Source organism: Oceanicoccus sagamiensis, from assembly GCF_002117105.1.
GTDB classification, from domain to species: Bacteria; Pseudomonadota; Gammaproteobacteria; order Pseudomonadales; family Dasaniaceae; genus Oceanicoccus; species Oceanicoccus sagamiensis.
Map to the genome: position 1 here is coordinate 1,683,887 of NZ_CP019343.1, position 16,805 is coordinate 1,700,691.

18 protein-coding genes are annotated in these 16,805 nt (G+C 45.6%); 14 read left to right on the forward strand and 4 right to left on the reverse strand.

Annotation, left to right across the window (positions count from 1 at the left end; genetic code table 11):
- Positions 1-266 precede the first annotated feature (266 nt).
- From dnaA to BST96_RS07635, 5 genes are all read left to right on the forward strand, one after another.
- The gene (dnaA, locus tag BST96_RS07615) at positions 267-1,763 is read left to right on the forward strand and encodes a chromosomal replication initiator protein DnaA (RefSeq protein ID WP_420814630.1); all 1,497 of its coding nucleotides are present in this window, start codon (positions 267-269) and stop codon (positions 1,761-1,763) included.
- 26 nt (positions 1,764-1,789) lie between these two features.
- Positions 1,790-2,896, forward strand: coding sequence for a DNA polymerase III subunit beta (gene dnaN, locus BST96_RS07620; RefSeq protein WP_085758128.1), 1,107 nt, complete (start codon positions 1,790-1,792; stop codon positions 2,894-2,896).
- A 26-nt stretch (positions 2,897-2,922) separates the two neighbouring features.
- Entirely contained in the window at positions 2,923-4,035 is a 1,113-nt protein-coding gene (gene recF / locus BST96_RS07625) for a DNA replication/repair protein RecF (RefSeq protein ID WP_085758129.1), read from the forward strand.
- Positions 4,036-4,055: 20 nt separating this feature from the next.
- Positions 4,056-6,470: a DNA topoisomerase (ATP-hydrolyzing) subunit B gene (gene gyrB / locus BST96_RS07630; protein WP_085758130.1), complete on the forward strand. Its 2,415-nt coding sequence runs from the start codon at positions 4,056-4,058 to the stop codon at positions 6,468-6,470.
- A gap of 154 nt (positions 6,471-6,624) precedes the next feature.
- A complete protein-coding gene (locus tag BST96_RS07635; RefSeq protein WP_085758131.1) occupies positions 6,625-7,419 on the forward strand; it encodes a hypothetical protein in 795 nt (264 codons plus the stop codon).
- Between the two features lie 24 nt (positions 7,420-7,443).
- Here the strand turns inward: BST96_RS07635 and BST96_RS07640 are convergent, their stop codons facing one another.
- Both BST96_RS07640 and BST96_RS07645 read right to left on the reverse strand, forming a co-directional pair.
- Positions 7,444-7,869 carry a hypothetical protein gene (locus BST96_RS07640; protein ID WP_085758132.1) on the reverse strand — a complete coding sequence of 142 codons (426 nt, stop codon included), beginning with the start codon at positions 7,867-7,869 and terminating at the stop codon, positions 7,444-7,446.
- Positions 7,870-7,885: 16 nt separating this feature from the next.
- Entirely contained in the window at positions 7,886-8,998 is a 1,113-nt protein-coding gene (locus BST96_RS07645; protein WP_085758133.1) for an AAA family ATPase, read from the reverse strand.
- Between the two features lie 182 nt (positions 8,999-9,180).
- On the opposite strand from BST96_RS07645, the gene BST96_RS07650 reads away from it, so the two are divergent.
- From BST96_RS07650 to BST96_RS07670, 5 genes are all read left to right on the forward strand, one after another.
- A complete protein-coding gene (locus tag BST96_RS07650) occupies positions 9,181-9,483 on the forward strand; it encodes a hypothetical protein (protein WP_157117895.1) in 303 nt (100 codons plus the stop codon).
- A gap of 73 nt (positions 9,484-9,556) precedes the next feature.
- Complete coding sequence (locus tag BST96_RS07655) at positions 9,557-10,027, forward strand: phage regulatory CII family protein (protein WP_085758135.1); 471 nt, start codon at positions 9,557-9,559, stop codon at positions 10,025-10,027.
- Positions 10,028-10,078: 51 nt separating this feature from the next.
- Complete coding sequence (locus BST96_RS07660; RefSeq protein WP_085758136.1) at positions 10,079-10,426, forward strand: hypothetical protein; 348 nt, start codon at positions 10,079-10,081, stop codon at positions 10,424-10,426.
- A 20-nt stretch (positions 10,427-10,446) separates the two neighbouring features.
- Positions 10,447-10,884 (forward strand): hypothetical protein, encoded by a 438-nt coding sequence (locus tag BST96_RS07665; RefSeq protein ID WP_085758137.1) that lies wholly within the window; start codon positions 10,447-10,449, stop codon positions 10,882-10,884.
- A complete protein-coding gene (locus BST96_RS07670; protein WP_085758138.1) occupies positions 10,881-11,327 on the forward strand; it encodes a hypothetical protein in 447 nt (148 codons plus the stop codon). Before BST96_RS07665 ends, BST96_RS07670 begins: the two co-directional genes overlap by 4 nt.
- A gap of 75 nt (positions 11,328-11,402) precedes the next feature.
- Here the strand turns inward: BST96_RS07670 and BST96_RS07675 are convergent, their stop codons facing one another.
- Entirely contained in the window at positions 11,403-13,322 is a 1,920-nt protein-coding gene (locus tag BST96_RS07675) for a PhoX family protein (protein ID WP_085758139.1), read from the reverse strand.
- Between the two features lie 362 nt (positions 13,323-13,684).
- On the opposite strand from BST96_RS07675, the gene BST96_RS07680 reads away from it, so the two are divergent.
- Positions 13,685-14,893, forward strand: a complete 1,209-nt coding sequence (locus BST96_RS07680) for a serine hydrolase domain-containing protein (protein WP_085758140.1) — start codon at positions 13,685-13,687, stop codon at positions 14,891-14,893.
- A gap of 5 nt (positions 14,894-14,898) precedes the next feature.
- Here the strand turns inward: BST96_RS07680 and BST96_RS07685 are convergent, their stop codons facing one another.
- On the reverse strand, positions 14,899-15,123 hold the full coding sequence (locus BST96_RS07685; RefSeq protein WP_085758141.1) for a DUF2798 domain-containing protein: 225 nt from the start codon (positions 15,121-15,123) through the stop codon (positions 14,899-14,901).
- An 81-nt stretch (positions 15,124-15,204) separates the two neighbouring features.
- On the opposite strand from BST96_RS07685, the gene BST96_RS07690 reads away from it, so the two are divergent.
- Genes BST96_RS07690 through BST96_RS07700 form a run of 3 tightly spaced genes read left to right on the forward strand, consistent with a single transcriptional unit; the run spans position 15,205 to position 16,804 of the window.
- The gene (locus BST96_RS07690) at positions 15,205-15,519 is read left to right on the forward strand and encodes a YbjQ family protein (protein WP_085758142.1); all 315 of its coding nucleotides are present in this window, start codon (positions 15,205-15,207) and stop codon (positions 15,517-15,519) included.
- 14 nt (positions 15,520-15,533) lie between these two features.
- Positions 15,534-15,986, forward strand: a complete 453-nt coding sequence (locus BST96_RS07695; RefSeq protein ID WP_085758143.1) for a YbjQ family protein — start codon at positions 15,534-15,536, stop codon at positions 15,984-15,986.
- Entirely contained in the window at positions 15,986-16,804 is an 819-nt protein-coding gene (locus BST96_RS07700) for a M48 family metallopeptidase (protein ID WP_085758144.1), read from the forward strand. Before BST96_RS07695 ends, BST96_RS07700 begins: the two co-directional genes overlap by 1 nt.
- Position 16,805: the final 1 nt, after the last annotated feature.

A 16,805-nucleotide genomic window follows, 5' to 3' on the forward strand; every position in this document is an offset into this window, starting at 1 on the left:
TTTTTTGTGGATAAGTCAAAATTCCAAGAGTACAATGCACAGCTCTCTGGCAAAGTTATCCCATTTTTGAGGCGGCCAGAGTAATGCCAAACCGGATTAATGGTGTGAGCAAAACGAACAACAGCTAGAAAAATAAGGTTCGATGCTAGTGTTTTTGGATAAAACCGTGAAAAACTCATTTTTAACCACCGTTTGTGGTTTAACAGCCCTGCTGATTGCGACGCTTTTGGCCAATACTATGCCGGAGCACGCCTTTGTCTGATTCTATGTGGCAACAATGCAATCATCTGTTGCAGGATGAACTACCTTCCCAGCAATTTAATACCTGGATCCGCCCTTTGCAGGCAGAGGTCCATGGTCAGCAAATTCGCCTGTTTGCTCCTAATCGCTTTGTTAAAGACTGGGTTAAAAACAAGTATTTAAGCCGTATTCTGGAAATTACCTCTGAATTGTCTGGTGATCAGGGGGTTGATGTCAGTTTAGAGATTGGCGACCAGCAGCCAGTAGCCCGCCGTGATCAAGCTATGGCTTCCACAGCCCAGCGCCCGATTAATCCGATTGTTAATCCCGCTGCGCCCCCAGCTGATTTAAATTCTATGGCCAAGCCAAACGGTAATAAAAGCGCTATCGTCGATGCCAGGGGTGAAAGTATTTATTCCAATGATAATAGGGCCCCCGGCTTTATTAGCTCCCCGTCTTCGCAGTCCTCCCGCAAGGTTGAGGTTGAAGGTGGTATTCAGCATCAGAGCTTTCTGATTGAAAATTACACCTTTGATACCTTTGTTGAGGGTAAATCCAACCAATTGGCCCGAGCGGCGTCTATGCAAGTCGCCGAAAATGCCGGTGGCGCTTATAACCCGCTATTTCTCTATGGTGGCGTTGGTTTAGGTAAAACTCACCTGATGCATGCGGTGGGTAATTCGATTATGCAGAAAAAGCCGGATGCCAAAGTGGTTTATCTGCATTCGGAGCGCTTTGTTGCAGATATGGTAAAAGCACTGCAGTTAAATGCGATTAATGAATTTAAGCGTTACTACCGCTCGGTGGATGCGCTATTGATTGATGATATTCAATTTTTTGCCGGTAAAGAGCGTTCTCAGGAAGAGTTCTTCCATACCTTTAATGCCTTGCTTGAAGGTGGCCAGCAGATGATTTTGACCTGTGACCGCTATCCTAAAGAAATCAGTGGCCTGGAAGAGCGCCTTAAGTCCCGCTTTGGCTGGGGTTTAACAGTAGCTGTTGAGCCTCCAGAGCTGGAAACCCGTGTTGCTATATTAATGAAGAAAGCGGAACAGGCGAATATCGCCCTACCCGCCGATGCTGCCTTTTTTATTGCCCAAAGAATTCGTTCCAATGTGCGTGAGCTTGAGGGGGCATTAAAGCGGGTGATAGCGAGTGCTCACTTCACTGGCCGTTCAATCGATATTGACCTGATTAGAGAGTCGTTAAAAGACCTGCTAGCCTTACAGGACAAGCAAGTCAGTATGGACAATATTCAACGCACGGTTGCCGAGTATTATAAGATCAAAGTATCCGATATGATGTCCAAGCGCCGCAGTCGTTCAGTGGCCCGCCCACGTCAGGTGGCGATGGCATTAGCCAAGGAATTAACCAACCACAGCCTGCCGGAAATCGGCGATAGCTTTGGCGGCCGCGACCATACCACTGTGTTGCATGCTTGCCGCAAAATAAAAGAATTAGAAGAGACGGATGCTGATATCCGTGAAGATTGTAAAAACCTATTACGCTCACTCACTACCTAAACTAACCGATAAGGATAGAGATCAACATGAAATTTGTGATTTCCCGTGAAGCCCTGTTAAAACCACTTAACCTGGTTGCCGGTGTTGTGGAACGCCGCCAGACCTTGCCAATTCTGTCTAATGTGATGTTGGAATTGGAAGGTAACCAGTTGTCGATTACGGGTACGGATCTTGAGGTTGAATTGGTTGGTCGTGTGACTTTAGAGCAGGCGCCGGAATCGGGTGGTGAGATTACTGTTCCAGCCAGAAAACTGGCTGATATCTGTAAGTCCCTGCCTGATGGTAGTGATATTGAGTTTACCCAGGATGAGCAGCGCGTGATTGTGAAATCCGGTCGCAGCCGTTTTACCCTATCCACTTTAGCTGCCAATGACTTCCCTAATGTAGAAGAAAGTCCAGGTAGCCAGGACTTTACCGTCAAACAGGGTGATTTAAAGCGTCTCATCGACCGCACCAGCTTTGCGATGGCTCAGCAGGATGTTCGCTATTATCTGAATGGTATGTTGTGGGAGGTTTCTGCCGGCCAGCTACGCGTTGTGGCTACTGATGGCCACCGTTTAGCCCTATGTACTCTCGCTGCTCCTATAGAAACCCAAGAAAATCAACAGGTTATACTACCTCGCAAGGGTGTAGTTGAGTTAGCGCGTCTATTAATGAATGAAAATGACGATGTTCGCGTTGTGATTGGTTCTAACCATATCCGTGCGACTACCACTGATTTTACCTTCACCTCCAAGTTGGTAGACGGTAAATTCCCAGATTATGACCGTGTCTTGCCCAAGAGCAGTACTAAGACGGTGTTCGGCTCGCGTAATGAATTACGTCAGGCCTTCTCTCGTACTTCTATCCTTTCCAATGAGAAGTACCGTGGCGTACGTCTGATGTTATCGGATGCCAGCCTGCAGATTGTGGCCAACAACCCGGAGCAGGAAGAAGCGGAAGAGATTGTTAATGTTGACTACCAGGGCGAGTCTCTGGAAATTGGCTTTAATGTCAGTTACTTACTGGATGTAATGGGTGTGCTAAGCGGTGATACCGTGAAGTTGTCATTATCAGATGCTAATAGCAGTGCGCTTCTTGAGGAGTCCGAAGAAGGGGATTCCATGTATGTTGTTATGCCAATGCGTCTTTAATGAGTCGAATTGAATAGCTTAATAGCGTGTTAATCAAAAGACTGGAAGTTACTGGTATACGTAACCTGCGTAGCGCCAGTCTTAACCCGCTGTCCTCTATTAATGTGCTATATGGTGAAAACGGAGCAGGAAAAACCAGCGTATTAGAGTCAATCCACCTACTCTCCTCTGCTCGTTCGTTCCGTAGCCATAAGCTAAAGCCATTAATAAACAGCGAAATGGAAAGCTGTGTAGCCTTTGCCGAGATAGATATCCCAGGTGCAGGCTACCAGCCGGTAGGTGTTGAGCGGTTTAAGTCCCCTGCTACACCGGGCATTATTAAAATTGCAGGACAGTCGGTTAAATCAGCCGCTGCTCTGGCAGAGAACTTACCGGTACAAGTGATTAGCTCCGACACTTTTAAGTTGTTGGAGGGTTCGCCTTCAGTAAGGCGGCAGTTTTTAGATTGGGGAGTGTTCCACGTGGAACATCAGTTCCACCCGGTCTGGAAGAATACGCAGCGTTGTTTAAAACAACGGAATAGTTTACTGCGTCATGGTAGAATCGACGACCAGCAATTAGCGGTCTGGACCGACGAGTTTGTTGGCCTTGCAAGGCAGTTGGATGGCTTTAGAGCCCACTATTTCCAGCAGCTTGTGCCTGTATTTGAGCAGACTTTGGCTCGATTACTGGGTCTGGAGGGTTTGTCACTCGGTTATTACCGAGGTTGGGATAAAGATACAGACCTTGCTGAGGTGTTGGCGGCTAATGCAATAAGAGAAAAGGAGCAGGGTCATACCTCCTCTGGGCCGCACCGAGCCGACTTAAAGTTACGCTATCAGTCAGCCAGTGCAGCGGATATCTTATCCAGAGGCCAACAAAAGCTGGTGGTTTGTGCATTAAGAGTGGCTCAAGGGTATTTGTTATCCCAGTTAACAGGGCGTTCCTGCGTCTATCTGGTTGACGACTTGCCGGCGGAATTAGATAAAAAACACCGGCTAGCCCTGTGTGCCTTATTAGAAGAATTAAAATGCCAGGTATTTGTTACCTGCGTAGATCATAAAGATATAGATGATTGCTGGTCTGAACAGGCTGCAATCAGTATGTTCCACGTGGAACATGGCGTTATTAATGCCAAAACAATAACAACATCATCGTAAACAAAACGAACAGGTTTTTTATGAGCGAAGAAGAAAACAGCTACGACTCCTCCAGTATCAAGGTTTTAAAAGGCCTGGATGCTGTGCGTAAACGCCCGGGCATGTATATCGGTGATACCGATGACGGTACCGGCCTGCACCATATGGTGTTTGAGGTGGTTGATAACTCTATCGATGAGGCCTTAGCGGGTCACTGTTCGATTATTAATGTTGTTATTCACCCTGATGAGTCGGTCAGTGTCTCCGATGATGGCCGTGGTATACCGACAGAGGTCCATGAAGAGGGTATTTCTGCGGCAGAAGTTATTATGACCGTGCTGCATGCTGGCGGTAAATTCGATGATAACTCCTATAAAGTCTCCGGTGGTCTGCACGGTGTGGGGGTTTCGGTAGTTAACGCGCTATCGGAAGAAGTGAAGCTGACAATCCGCCGTGGCGGTAAAATCCATGAGCAGATCTATAGCCATGGTGTTCCTCAGGCTCCTTTGGCTATCGTGGGGGACTCAGAAACCACAGGGACCGAAGTTCGCTTTAAACCTTCAGCGGATACCTTTACCAATATTGAATTCCATTTCGACCAACTTGCCAAACGTCTTCGCGAACTGGCCTTTCTTAACTCCGGCATCCATATCTCCTTAAAAGATGAGCGTAGCGGTAAGCAGGAAGACTATGCTTATGACGGTGGTTTAAGAGAGTTTGTGGCTTATCTGAACCAAAATAAGTCTACCATTAATAAGCTATTTCACTTTAATGTCATGGGTGAAGGTGGCGTAGGTGTTGAAGTCGCCCTGCAATGGAACGATAGTTTTCAGGAAAGCATCCACTGTTATACCAATAATATCCCGCAACGTGATGGCGGAACCCACTTAGCGGGCTTTAGAGCATCATTAACCCGTAGTTTGAATGGCTATATCGAGCGTGAAGGCTTCGCCAAGAAAGATAAAGTCTCCACCAGCGGTGATGACGCCCGTGAAGGGCTAACAGCCGTTATCTCGGTTAAAGTTCCAGACCCCAAGTTTTCTTCACAGACTAAAGACAAACTGGTTTCCTCAGAAGTAAAAACCGTTGTAGAACAGGCGATGAACCAGTCTTTTGGTGATTACCTGATGGAAAACCCCGGTGAAGCCAAGCTGGTAGTGACCAAAATGATGGATGCTGCCCGTGCCCGTGAAGCAGCTCGTAAAGCGCGTGAAATGACTCGCCGTAAGGGCGCATTGGATATTGCCGGCCTGCCAGGCAAACTGGCGGACTGTCAGGAGAAAGACCCTGCACTTAGTGAGGTTTATCTGGTGGAGGGTGATTCGGCGGGTGGCTCGGCCAAACAGGGCCGTGATCGTCGTACCCAGGCGATTTTGCCGCTAAAAGGTAAAATCTTAAATGTAGAAAAAGCCCGTTTCGATAAAATGCTCTCTTCCGTAGAGGTCGGCACCATCGTAACGGCTTTAGGCTGCGGTATCGGCAAATCAGAGTTTGATCCCGATAAGTTGCGCTACCACAGCATTATTATTATGACGGATGCGGATGTGGATGGTTCTCATATTAGAACCCTGCTTCTAACGTTCTTCTTTAGACAGATGCCAGAGCTGATTGAGCGCGGCCATGTATTTATCGCCCAGCCGCCGTTATACAAAATTGGTAAAGGCAAACAGCACCAATACCTAAAAGATGAAGATGGTAAAGACCAGTACCTGACACAAAGCGCGATGGAAAATGCCTCTTTGCATACCGGCCCCGATGCTCCAGGCATTGTCGGCACAGCCTTGGAAGATCTAGTTAAACAATACCGCAGCGTATTAAGCACTATTGCTCGCCTATCTCGTTTATATCCAGAAACAGCCATGCAGGAAATGATTTATCTGCCTGAGTTAACCGTGGAACAATTGCGTGATCAATCTGCTGTTCAGCAGTGGGCCGATCAGCTTCAAGAAAAATTGGGCGAAGGTTCAAACAGCCAGTCTTATCAGGTTGATGTGAAAGAAGATACCGAGCGCCATAACTTCTTGCCTCGTATTATTTCAATAGCCCATGGTGTTGATACCGAGTTTGTCTTTAACCAGGACTTCTTTTCATCCAACGATTACAAGGCCATTGTTGCCATGGGTGCCAAGCTAATTGGTTTCCTTGAAGAGGGTGCTTATATTCAGCGCGGCGAAAAATCTGAAGAGATTAATGATTTTAGTCAGGCCATTGATTGGTTAATGATTCAGGCTGAAAAAGGTCTTAATATCCAGCGCTATAAAGGGTTGGGTGAGATGAACCCCGAGCAGCTATGGGAAACCACAATGGACCCCGAAGAGCGTAGAATGCTGCGGGTAACGATAGAAGATGCTATTGCCGCAGATCAGATCTTTACTACATTGATGGGTGATCAGGTTGAGCCACGTCGCGAATTTATTGAAGAGAATGCCTTGAAAGTGGCTAATTTGGACGTTTAATTTAATCGTGAGCGATAGATAATAAAAATCAGTACTAGTTATCAGATTCCCCCTCTTCTTGGATAAAGCCTTATTGAGAAGGCGGGGGTTTTGAATAAGGCTTTCAAGTAATAAACAATAAAATCAATTAGTCGCGGGAAGTTAAGGCTCTTCTATGGTTGAGTTAAGGAAAACAAAAAAAAGAGAGCGTGCTACAAGGGTATTTACTGATAGAGAAACACCGCAAAAAATATTTAGTACAGCTATCCAAGAAACAATTAAAACAGGGGTTCCCCCCGAAAAAAATGTAATCACTTTTTATGGTGTTGGGGGTATTGGTAAAACAAGGCTAAGAAAGGAGCTTGCTAAGAAGTGTCAGAGCTACCCTGATAAGATACTGTGGGCTGAAGTCGACTTCGCTAGAAAAGAGCTACGTACACTTGGTAGATTTCTATGCGAAATAGTCAATCAGCTTGAAGGTCAAGGAGCAAAATTCCCCCATTTTAAAATCGCGTATAGTATATATTTCGCAAAAAAATCCCCAGATATTAAGTTCAATGAAGATGAGCTTCCATTTATTGATGAGTCAGGGCTTGTTGCCTCGATAATTTCATCCTTTGACGGTTTTGGGATTGTTGGCGCAGCCAAAGACGCTGTCCAGCAATGCTATAAATTATATACAACCCAATTTGCTCTAAACCCGAGTGTAAAGGAAGAACTGGAAAGCATTGAGCACCTTGATATACATGAAATAGAAGATTTGCTGATTAGCTTCTTTTCTTTTGACCTGGAGTCATATTCACAACAAAAGAAGCGAGCCCCCGTTATATTTTTAGATACATACGAGGCTCTGCTCTCTAATAAACCATCAGATTTTTCACTGAGTTGTGATGATTGGTTAAAGGTTGCCAGTCCCTTAATTAAAAGGCACAGCTTTTTTTATGCAGGTATCTATGCCGGAACAGCCTGAATAAACCCTAGGGCTTACCAACGCTTATCTACAACGCTTATCTACCAACAAAGGTATTACTCCCCAGGTCACTATCATGATAATGCCACCTAATTGTGAATCAATACAAAGAGCCCTTGGTTTAAAACAGCAAGTGGGTGCGTTGTTATCAAGGTATATTACTAAAAGACTAGCTAATAGCGCTGACAATACGGCAAATACCCTTTTCAAGGGGCCGACCCTAAGCACTTGCTGAAACCCCCAGAAAATACCAAGGCTGTATAGATAACAAGCCCCACCAAAGAAAAAAATTTGAACTATCCATTGCAAAGAGAGCATAGGAGATAACGCCACATCCATTGCAATAAACTTAAGTGTGGCTAGTGCCAGAAAACCATATAGCCAAATAGCGGTTGTTACCAAAACCACCATAGCTAACTTAGCGGTATATCTTGCCAGGTAGATTGACATATTCGCTGGCCACCTATCAGAATAATGAGCGGTTAAACAACGGCACCACTTTTGTGGCGGGTTTATTTCCAGCGCTTTCTTTTATACCAAAATGATGGGGCTCCAGTACCAGTTCTTCCAAATCAGCTACATTGTCAAACCTTTGCTCAGGGTTAAACCGTGAAGCTCGTTCATAGGCTGATTTGGATAGGGCTATCTCTAGCTTCCGTTTAATTTCTCGTGGGCTGCTTTTGCTTAGATGGTGAATAATCTCGGTAGATAGCGCCTTATTCTGTATTTCATGAATGTGTTTATCCTTAATCAACTGGTGAAAAATGGCTTTAACAATTTTCATCTGCTGTTGTGCCGTTGGTTTTTTAATATTAATAATATAAAAGCGTGACAATAATGCCGGGTGAATAGTATCAACCGTATTTGCTGTAGCAATAATCATTAGCTTGGAAAGATCAAACGCCATTTCTAAATACGCATCACGATAGTACTTAGCAGTATGCTCTTCCAACAGTGGATATAAGGCATTTAATGGCGGGTATTGTGTTCTTGTCGGGGCCTTATCAATTTCATCCAACAACAACATAAAATTCCCTATGGGCGACTCAATGGCAGCCCGGGCAAGTTGCCCCGGTTGGCTAGAGTTCCATGAGCTATTGTTGCCCTGTAGTTCAAAGGCGGATGTCAGAGACCCCATATCAATACTTTTAAAATCAATACCCAAAAATCTGGCAATCAGTTTAGTGATATAGGATTTACCAATACCGGGATCCCCTAACAGTAAAATCGGCCGAAAGCCCATAATACGGTTGTTAGTATAAAGGGGCAGGCAGAGCGATTGAGCGATATAGTCAGTCACTTCGCTAATATTGGGAGCCAATTCGTTTAGGCGTTTGATCTCTTGAATCTGTTTTGGAGCAACCAGCCGGTAAGACTTTATCCCTTTATCCTCCTGGGCCTGTTGATACAGCCTTTTAAAGCTAGAGCCGTTGAGTTTTTTCAAATAATGAATGCGCTCTATCAATTGATCGTGCTGATAGCTTACATGTTTCTGCTCACAGCGTGAGTGAAAAGGTTTTGGGTTTTTTTTATTTGCATAAGTATCACCCCGGAAGCAGTCCAACTGATGAATATCCATGGCTTATCCTGTTGTTATTGAGAGGGAGTAAACGTAGAGCAATAGCAAAAAATTATCACTGTAGATTGTTCTGTGAATCTACAGTGAATCTGTTATTTAGAAATAGTATGCTTGTCTATTCTCCCTTATTAAAAACCGGGATTTACCCATATTGAGCACGAACATTAAACAACGAGCGCATAATGACAAATAATCTATTTCTGGAAGAACTCGCCCATCGGCTACGCCAATACTTTATGGCATCCAAAGAGGGCCATAAATCGGATACCGAGCGCCACCGTATTGAGGGCTTTATGGAAGCCGGTGTTTTTCTATCAATCAGCACCTATAAAGCGATGAGTGACGTTATGGCGCGGGTGCACTTAGAGGTCTGGGGAAAAACCGTGCAGCAAAGACAAGAGGAGGCCAAAAACCAATGGCAGGATGACGCGGTAGATTACGGCATTTATGAAACCCCCACCATTGACCGTAGCTCTAAAAAGTAATGCTTTGGGGGCAGCGGTAAAACTCAATACTCTGTGATAAAGTACCCGGATAACAATAAATAAGGTTTATTCCATGGATGATATCTATTTTAATATCACGACCCAAGTCCATAAAGTTGCCAAGGCATACCACAAAGGTGATAAGCGGGGTATGACAGGTTTAGCTAAAGCGTTAGGCATTAAAGACAATACCTTTAATAATAAATGTGACCCCAATATGAAGGGACACCATTTAAATCTGAAAGAGTTTTTACAGATTATTAAAGAGACCGGCGAGCTAAGCCTGCTAAGCGACTTTGCCCAACAATTTAATTGTGCCGTATACCAAACCAAGGACTATACCAATACCTCAAATATTGAGCTGCTGGACGCTATGGTATTAGTAGATGTTGAACGTGGTGAGACAGCAGCGGCCATCCACGAGGCATTGGATGGTCGAATAACAGCACCGAAAGTTGATGTTATCCGTAAAGAAATTTACCAGGATATCCAAAAAATGATGGAACTGCTGCTTCGTATCGATGCGATTAAAGACGACAGTTAAGCCCTCCCCCATAATTTTTGATATCTCGCCAATCAATAAAGGACAAGCCGAATGACGAAGATGGTATTAATACTACTGCCCTTGATAGTCTTTTCACTAAACAGTTATTCACAAACAGAGAATAAAACGCCGTACTTTATTACCTGTTGGGCTGGTGAAAAAGTGATTGTTAGTGAAGGCCTTAGCAGACTTCCTATCCAGCGAAGTATTTCAGGGGTGACCTGGATGGAGTTAGAATTGGATAGCGGTGTGGTTTATTTATCCAAGGCGACGGCCTGCCAGATGACTATTAACACTGTAGGCGACGACATGATCGACACTTCGGACTCGAAAAAAATAATGGATTTTTTAAACCGTGCTGGCCAGCCCCAAACAGGTTCTTCGCAAGGCGATAAGTAGCAGTCTTTAGGAGGCCACTAGTGGAACAGATAATGGTTATGTTTATTATCCTATTGCTGTTGGCGGCGTTGTTCCTTATGCAGAAGCAGCGGAAAACAATAAGTCAGGGCTTAACCCTGACTTTTGAGGAACTTGAGTTGGTGATTGGCCGACGCCATCAAGTGATTGATAACTTACTGGCAGCCAGTCAATCTATTGAGGCTATGGATACCTGCAAAGCGCAGTCCTTAAAAACCAGCTGCCATGAGCTTAAAGGGGCTTTTGAAATGGCCTCTTTTAGTCAAAGCGCTGTTGGCCTTCAAAGGCTTAAAAAAGCAGAATCCGCCTTGCAGCAGCATTTGATACGTTTTGAGCAGCAGGCCAATAGCAGCAAAGAAGAGCCACCCTCAATGGTGTTAAAGCCGTATTTCTCAACTATAAAAGCCCTTAAAGTAGATTTATCTGCGCTACAGCAATGACCGATCAAGTCCCCGATCAATTAGACAACCGCTATTCGTCGGTTAATTTCGATGGCCTTTATCTCTATTCACTGATCAGGGGTAAAGATCCTTCTATTAATCATGGCTGGGGTGATAGCTTTATCAAGCTCGAAGACATACAAGCTCTGGAATCAGTCTATAGAGGCAGGGTGACCTCAATACATAGCGGCGGAATAAAGCATTTTACTCTGGACCAAAATGGCAAGTTGCTGCTTGATAGTTTTAATGCCTTTGAGGGGCTTGCGAGTAACTTTGAGCCAATATGGCATAAATACCCCATTAACCACGCTATAGATGGTGACTTTTGGGCTGTGTTTAAGGCGACGTTTATGGGGAGTAGAACCTATGTGCGTTTTTTAGAGGGAAAAATAGCCGATATGGCTTGGGTCCATGAAATAAGCGGTTATCGAGATGATGGTTAAATCAGCCCTGCTATTTAATAGCGAATTATCGATGGTTGCATTAAGCTGATCGCTTGCTGTTATAGCAGGCCATAGTCAGTCTCCAATTAAGCCGCCGTTATCTTTAGTAATAGCAACAATGGATGGTCGTGGCGGTATCGCAGCATCAAAGTCTGGCCAGCGGGTCGACGGTTGATCATAGCGACTTTGATAATCGGTAGCGGGGTGTTGTACTGCGGCAAATAAGGTTTTGCCATCGGGGGTAAATTCCGGACCACAGAGTTCTGCCCCGGTTGGGCAGGAAAAAAAGTGCCGGGGTTTGGCTCGCTCTTCCCCTACGGTTGCCGTACACCAAAGCCCATCGGCAAAGCCAAAGCTCTGGCAGCCATCGGATGCAATCCATAGCCGTCCTCTGGCATCAAAGGCAATATTATCCGGGTTGGCAAACCAGCCACCCTCTTCAAGCTGTCCACCATACAGGCCCTGAGGCTTAGCCCCTGTTTGATCGCTGCCACCCAGTAATAATAAATCCCAAGAGAAATAATGTTGGCTATGGTCGCGCTGTCCATCAACACCCGGTGGCAGTATTTCAACAATATGTCCGGCGGGGTTTTGTACTTTGGGGTTGGCTGCATTGGCAGATAATTTGTGTTTATTTTTAGTTAGCGCCACATAAGTGCGGTCGGTATGGGGATTGGTTTCCACATCTTCGGGCCGGTCCATTTTGGTGGCACCGAGTAACTGGGCTGCAAGGCGGGTGTCGATTAAAACATCCGCTTGATTATAAAAACCATTCTCCGCGGTTAATGGTCCCTGACCATAAAGCAAAGGAAGCCATTGACCGGTTCCGTCTTCATTAAAAACAGCACAGTATAAAGTACCGCTTTCCAGCAGGTATTGATTATGCTGATGGTCACCTTCCCGGTACGCTTTTTCAGAGACAAAACGATAAAGGTATTGATGCTCAGCATCATCACCACTATAGGCAACGACAGGCTGGCCCTCTTTACAGACCAGGGTAGCCCCCTCATGTTCAAAGCGGCCAAGGGCTGTTCGCTTTTGGGGTATGCTGTCCGGGTCATAGGGGTTGTACTCAACCATCCAGCCAAAGCGATTCATTTCATGGGGTTCATTGGTGACATCAAACCGCGGATCGACTCTGGCCCAAAAGCCTCCTTCTTCTTCAACGGCAAAACGCCGGTGATTAGTTAATTCCCGGTCGGGGATATTGGCTATATGTGCTGGGTCCAAACCAAAGAATTCAGAAAAATTTTCCTCGGCAATTAATACGGTGCCCCAGGGTGTTTTACCTCCGGCACAGTTACCCAGCGTGCCCAGCACTTGGCGGCCGGTATTCTCCTTGCTGGTTTTTAAGCGCTCACTGCCCGCCGCAGGCCCGGTAATCTCTATAGCCGTAAAGGGTGTTATCCGCCGTTGATAGGGGCTGTTATCAATCACTCGCCATTGATTATTGATTTTTTCGACTTCAATCACACTGTGGCCAACGGAATAGATCGATGACTTTACTTGTTCATCATTGGTTAGGCCCTCTGCATCAAACCGGTTTTTAAAGCCGGGAAACATCAGGTGGGGATAACAGTTTTCATGGTTGATACTTAATAACCCGTGCTGGCTATTATTGGACGCACGATGCTCGGTACCATTGGCTGCCTGTTGGTCCAGGGGAGAATAGGCAATAAAGTCATTATTATAGCCAAAGCGATCACGCTGCTCTTCGCTGCTAATCGGAAAGCGGGTGGGCGGTTGGCCGCCAAGACTGTCTCCCCAGCGAATTAAGACTTCGCCGCGGTACCCTTCGGCCACAGAATGAAATGTCTCCAGGCGATGAGGCATACCAGCAAAGCCTGGCGGTTGGCTACCCAGGGTGGCAGGCCGGGATGAGTCTTTGCGGGTACCACAGCCAATAAGGCCAATACCTGCCAGCGTAGCACCAGCGCTTAAAAACTGGCGGCGCTTTAAATAGCGGTCCGCAATATCATTAAATAACTCAGACATACAATAACAACCTGAAGATAAAGCTTAGGAACAGCGTAGCCGCTGTAAAAGACATTAAAGGTAAATAGGTTGAGGCTAGCATTTGACGCATCGCTTTAAAAGCCATCACATTATAAAATAGCCTCCCCTATAGCAAATTTAAGCTAGTCTTAAACTAATTAAGCGGACAGTGTTTAAGAGATGAGGCTTGGTGAGCTCTATGATTAATTGGCTCTTTACCAGGCATCAATAAGACACCCGTTGTTAGTACCGTCTTAGCTGAAGCAATAAGTGGCTTGGAAAAGTTGTGTTAAGCCAGGTGAAGCGCAGGGCCAGAGCCGCTATTCTCTATTATTCTTATTTACTCTGATAACCATAATATAATGATTAAGAAACTATTTGCAGCTGCTGCACTCTTTGGGTTTATCGCAATCAATATCAGCTATTGGGATGACCCGGTATTCTATCGCCGCCTATGGGATACCTTAACTCACCCAGACCCTTCCTATGAAAACTTTTCTCCAACAGAGATAGTGGCGGGTAGTGCAGAAATAGTGCTTCCCAAGGCGAAGCCTGAAACACAAACCATTCCGCAGGATGTTTTGGATGCAGCGGCTTCCTATGCCAAAGAGTATAAAAGCTTTTCTATGATGGTTATCCATAAAGGTGTTATTCAGGCTGAGTGGTATAACGAGGGCTGGGATGAAAATAGCCTGACCCAATCACAGTCTGCCCATAAAACCATTGTGGCGATATTAGTCGGTATTGCCATCGACAAAGGTTTAATCGACTCTGTTGATGACCCGGTGAAAAAATATATCCCAGAGTGGGAGGGTAGCGACAAAGGTAATATCACACTCTATGATTTATTAACCATGTCATCAGGGCTAGAACAAATGCCCTTTAGCCTTAACCCGTTCCGGGAAAAAAGCGCTTTTAAATATTTATTTTCCAAAGATCGTGAAGCCTTGGTGTTATCCGCCGAAAAAATTTGGCAGCCTCAGGAAAAATACGATTACAACGAAATGGACCCTGCCCTGTTAGGTATTATTCTTGAACGTGTTTCCGGTCAGCGCTATGCCGATTTTTTAAATCAAAACCTGTGGCAGCCGCTGGGCAATATGCCCTCAAAAGTTTGGCTGGATAGAGAGAATGGCAATGCCGTGGTATCGTGTTGTTTATTAATTCCCACCCGCAACTGGGCTCGTTTAGGTTTGCTATTAAAAGATGGCGGCCGTTTTAATGGCCAGCAGATTGTTTCTGAAGCCTGGGTCGAGGATATGATAAAAGCATCCCCCACCAATACGGCCTACGGCTATCTGACCTGGCGTGCGGAAGGGGTTAAAGCCTATACCGACAAAAAGCGAATAACCGATCCTGATAACTGGACAGCTCACCATGGCGAAGATTTTTTGGACCCGGATCTATTTTACTATTGGGGCCGCGGCGGCCAGATGGTCTATATCTCAAGGTTCTACGATCTGGTGGTTATCCGTACCGGCCCCCATTCGGGCCGGGCGCCGATGAAAGCGGGCTGGGATAATACCCACTTGATGAATAGCATGATTCGGGCGCTACAATCTAAGCCCTAGGGCTGTTAGTCCTCTACTACTAAATTAACCAACTTTCTGACCAGCGGTGATACGGTAAGCACCGTTGGCAGGGCTACAATAAAGCCAAAGCCCCAGGCTTTTAACCAAATACCCAATAGCCCTTCTACCAGCCCCAAATTAAAGACTGTAATCACCAGAGACATCAGGCAAGACATCAATAGCGCCATAAAAAATGAAAATACCTGGTGGGTGTATTTTTTCGGTATCACACGATCGACCTATGCTGAAAGGAGTTAATAGGTGTAACATAAGGCCTTTGCACGGCGGCGTAAACCCTAAAGGAGATACTGGTGTTAATCAGCAATATAGAAATTATACCCGGCAAGAAAATCAGCAAACATCTCGGTATGGTACAAGGCAATACCGTACGCTCAAAGCATGTTGGCCGTGACATTATGGCCGGCTTTAAAAATATCTTTGGTGGCGAGCTGGTAGGTTATACCGAGCTATTACAGGAAGCGCGGGAAGAGGCGACTCAACGGATGGTGCAACAGGCTCAGGCGATTGGTGCTAACGCTGTTATTAATGTGCGTTTTTCCACTTCTTCTATTACCGCCGGGGCCGCGGAATTATTTGCCTACGGCACCGCGGTCGTTATCGAATAACGAAGGGTATGCCTATGTTTGATATTGTCGTTTTTCTTAGTTTAATAACTCTGGGTTATATTTTTGGCCGCATTGCAGAAACCCGGCACTTTAAGTCTATTGCCCTGCGCGAGCAACAGCTCCGCTCTATCCTTTGCTTTAGTGAACGTCTGCCACCACCCTTAAGTGAACCGGTTGAAACCACATTAGTGGCGGGTAATGTAGTGATCTCGGTGGACTACTTTAAACGGATTGCCGCCAGCCTTCGCAGCCTGATTGGTGGCCGTGTTACGGCCTATGAAACGTTGATAGAGCGGGCCCGCCGTGAAGCGATCTTGCGGATGAAACAAGAAGCTAGCAATCTGGGTGCAACCACTGTTTGCAATGTTAAGTTAGAAACCGCCTCGATAACCAAAGGTAAAAAACAACAAATTGGTTCTGTTGAAGTCTATGCCTATGGCACCGCATTAATTCCCACACAGAGCTGATGAATTACCAAAACCCCAAAATACCCGAAGGTATTAATATAAGCGATGAACATCCGCTAAAAGATTTTGCGGCCATGTTAATTGGGGTGGGGGTATTTATTGTTGCCGCTTTTGTGATTATTTTTGCTCTGGCGGAATGGTTGGTTAGGTTTGTACCCTTTGAAGTAGAAACACGTTTGGCCGAGTCGACGGTGGTTGGCACTTTGGTACCCGCAGTGACAACAGCGAGTAAAACACAAAAATACTTAACAGCACTAACGGCGGACTTAGTGCAGCAGCAACAACTGCCGGAAGATATAAGCGTTACGGTACACTATATAGAGGGCGATACAGTCAATGCCTATGCAACACTGGGTGGCCATATTATTATTTATCAGGGGCTATTAGAAAAGCTGCCCAATGAAAATGCACTGGCTATGGTGCTGGCCCATGAGATTGCCCATATCAAACACCGTGACCCTATTATAGCGATGGGCAGAGGTGTCACCATTGCCTTAGCCATGGCCAGCCTGTCAGGTGTTGGAGAAAATGCTGTGGCAGAAACGCTGATAAACCAGATTAATTTTTTAACAGCAATGGCCTTTAGCCGTGACCAGGAAAAAGACGCCGACGATGAGGCGCTAAAAACCCTATTGGCTTATTATGGCCATATTAAAGGGGCAGAGGATTTATTTGCGCTGTTTCAACACCATCAATCCTTTGAGCCCCCAGAATTTTTAAGCTCCCACCCTGTTAATCAAGAGCGAATCGATAATATTCGTCTATTTCAACAAGCCAATAATTATACGGGCGCAACCCGCCCCTTACCTCCCCTGTAAT

Coding starts and splice junctions, on each gene's coding strand:
- dnaA (WP_420814630.1), top strand. CDS start 267: ATGTGGCAACAATGCAATCATCTGTTGCAGGATGAACTACCTTCCCAG.
- dnaN (WP_085758128.1), top strand. CDS start 1,790: ATGAAATTTGTGATTTCCCGTGAAGCCCTGTTAAAACCACTTAACCTG.
- gyrB (WP_085758130.1), top strand. CDS start 4,056: ATGAGCGAAGAAGAAAACAGCTACGACTCCTCCAGTATCAAGGTTTTA.
- BST96_RS07635 (WP_085758131.1), top strand. CDS start 6,625: ATGGTTGAGTTAAGGAAAACAAAAAAAAGAGAGCGTGCTACAAGGGTA.
- BST96_RS07640 (WP_085758132.1), bottom strand. CDS start 7,869: ATGTCAATCTACCTGGCAAGATATACCGCTAAGTTAGCTATGGTGGTT.
- BST96_RS07645 (WP_085758133.1), bottom strand. CDS start 8,998: ATGGATATTCATCAGTTGGACTGCTTCCGGGGTGATACTTATGCAAAT.
- BST96_RS07650 (WP_157117895.1), top strand. CDS start 9,181: ATGACAAATAATCTATTTCTGGAAGAACTCGCCCATCGGCTACGCCAA.
- BST96_RS07655 (WP_085758135.1), top strand. CDS start 9,557: ATGGATGATATCTATTTTAATATCACGACCCAAGTCCATAAAGTTGCC.
- BST96_RS07660 (WP_085758136.1), top strand. CDS start 10,079: ATGACGAAGATGGTATTAATACTACTGCCCTTGATAGTCTTTTCACTA.
- BST96_RS07670 (WP_085758138.1), top strand. CDS start 10,881: ATGACCGATCAAGTCCCCGATCAATTAGACAACCGCTATTCGTCGGTT.
- BST96_RS07675 (WP_085758139.1), bottom strand. CDS start 13,322: ATGTCTGAGTTATTTAATGATATTGCGGACCGCTATTTAAAGCGCCGC.
- BST96_RS07680 (WP_085758140.1), top strand. CDS start 13,685: ATGATTAAGAAACTATTTGCAGCTGCTGCACTCTTTGGGTTTATCGCA.
- BST96_RS07695 (WP_085758143.1), top strand. CDS start 15,534: ATGTTTGATATTGTCGTTTTTCTTAGTTTAATAACTCTGGGTTATATT.
- BST96_RS07700 (WP_085758144.1), top strand. CDS start 15,986: ATGAATTACCAAAACCCCAAAATACCCGAAGGTATTAATATAAGCGAT.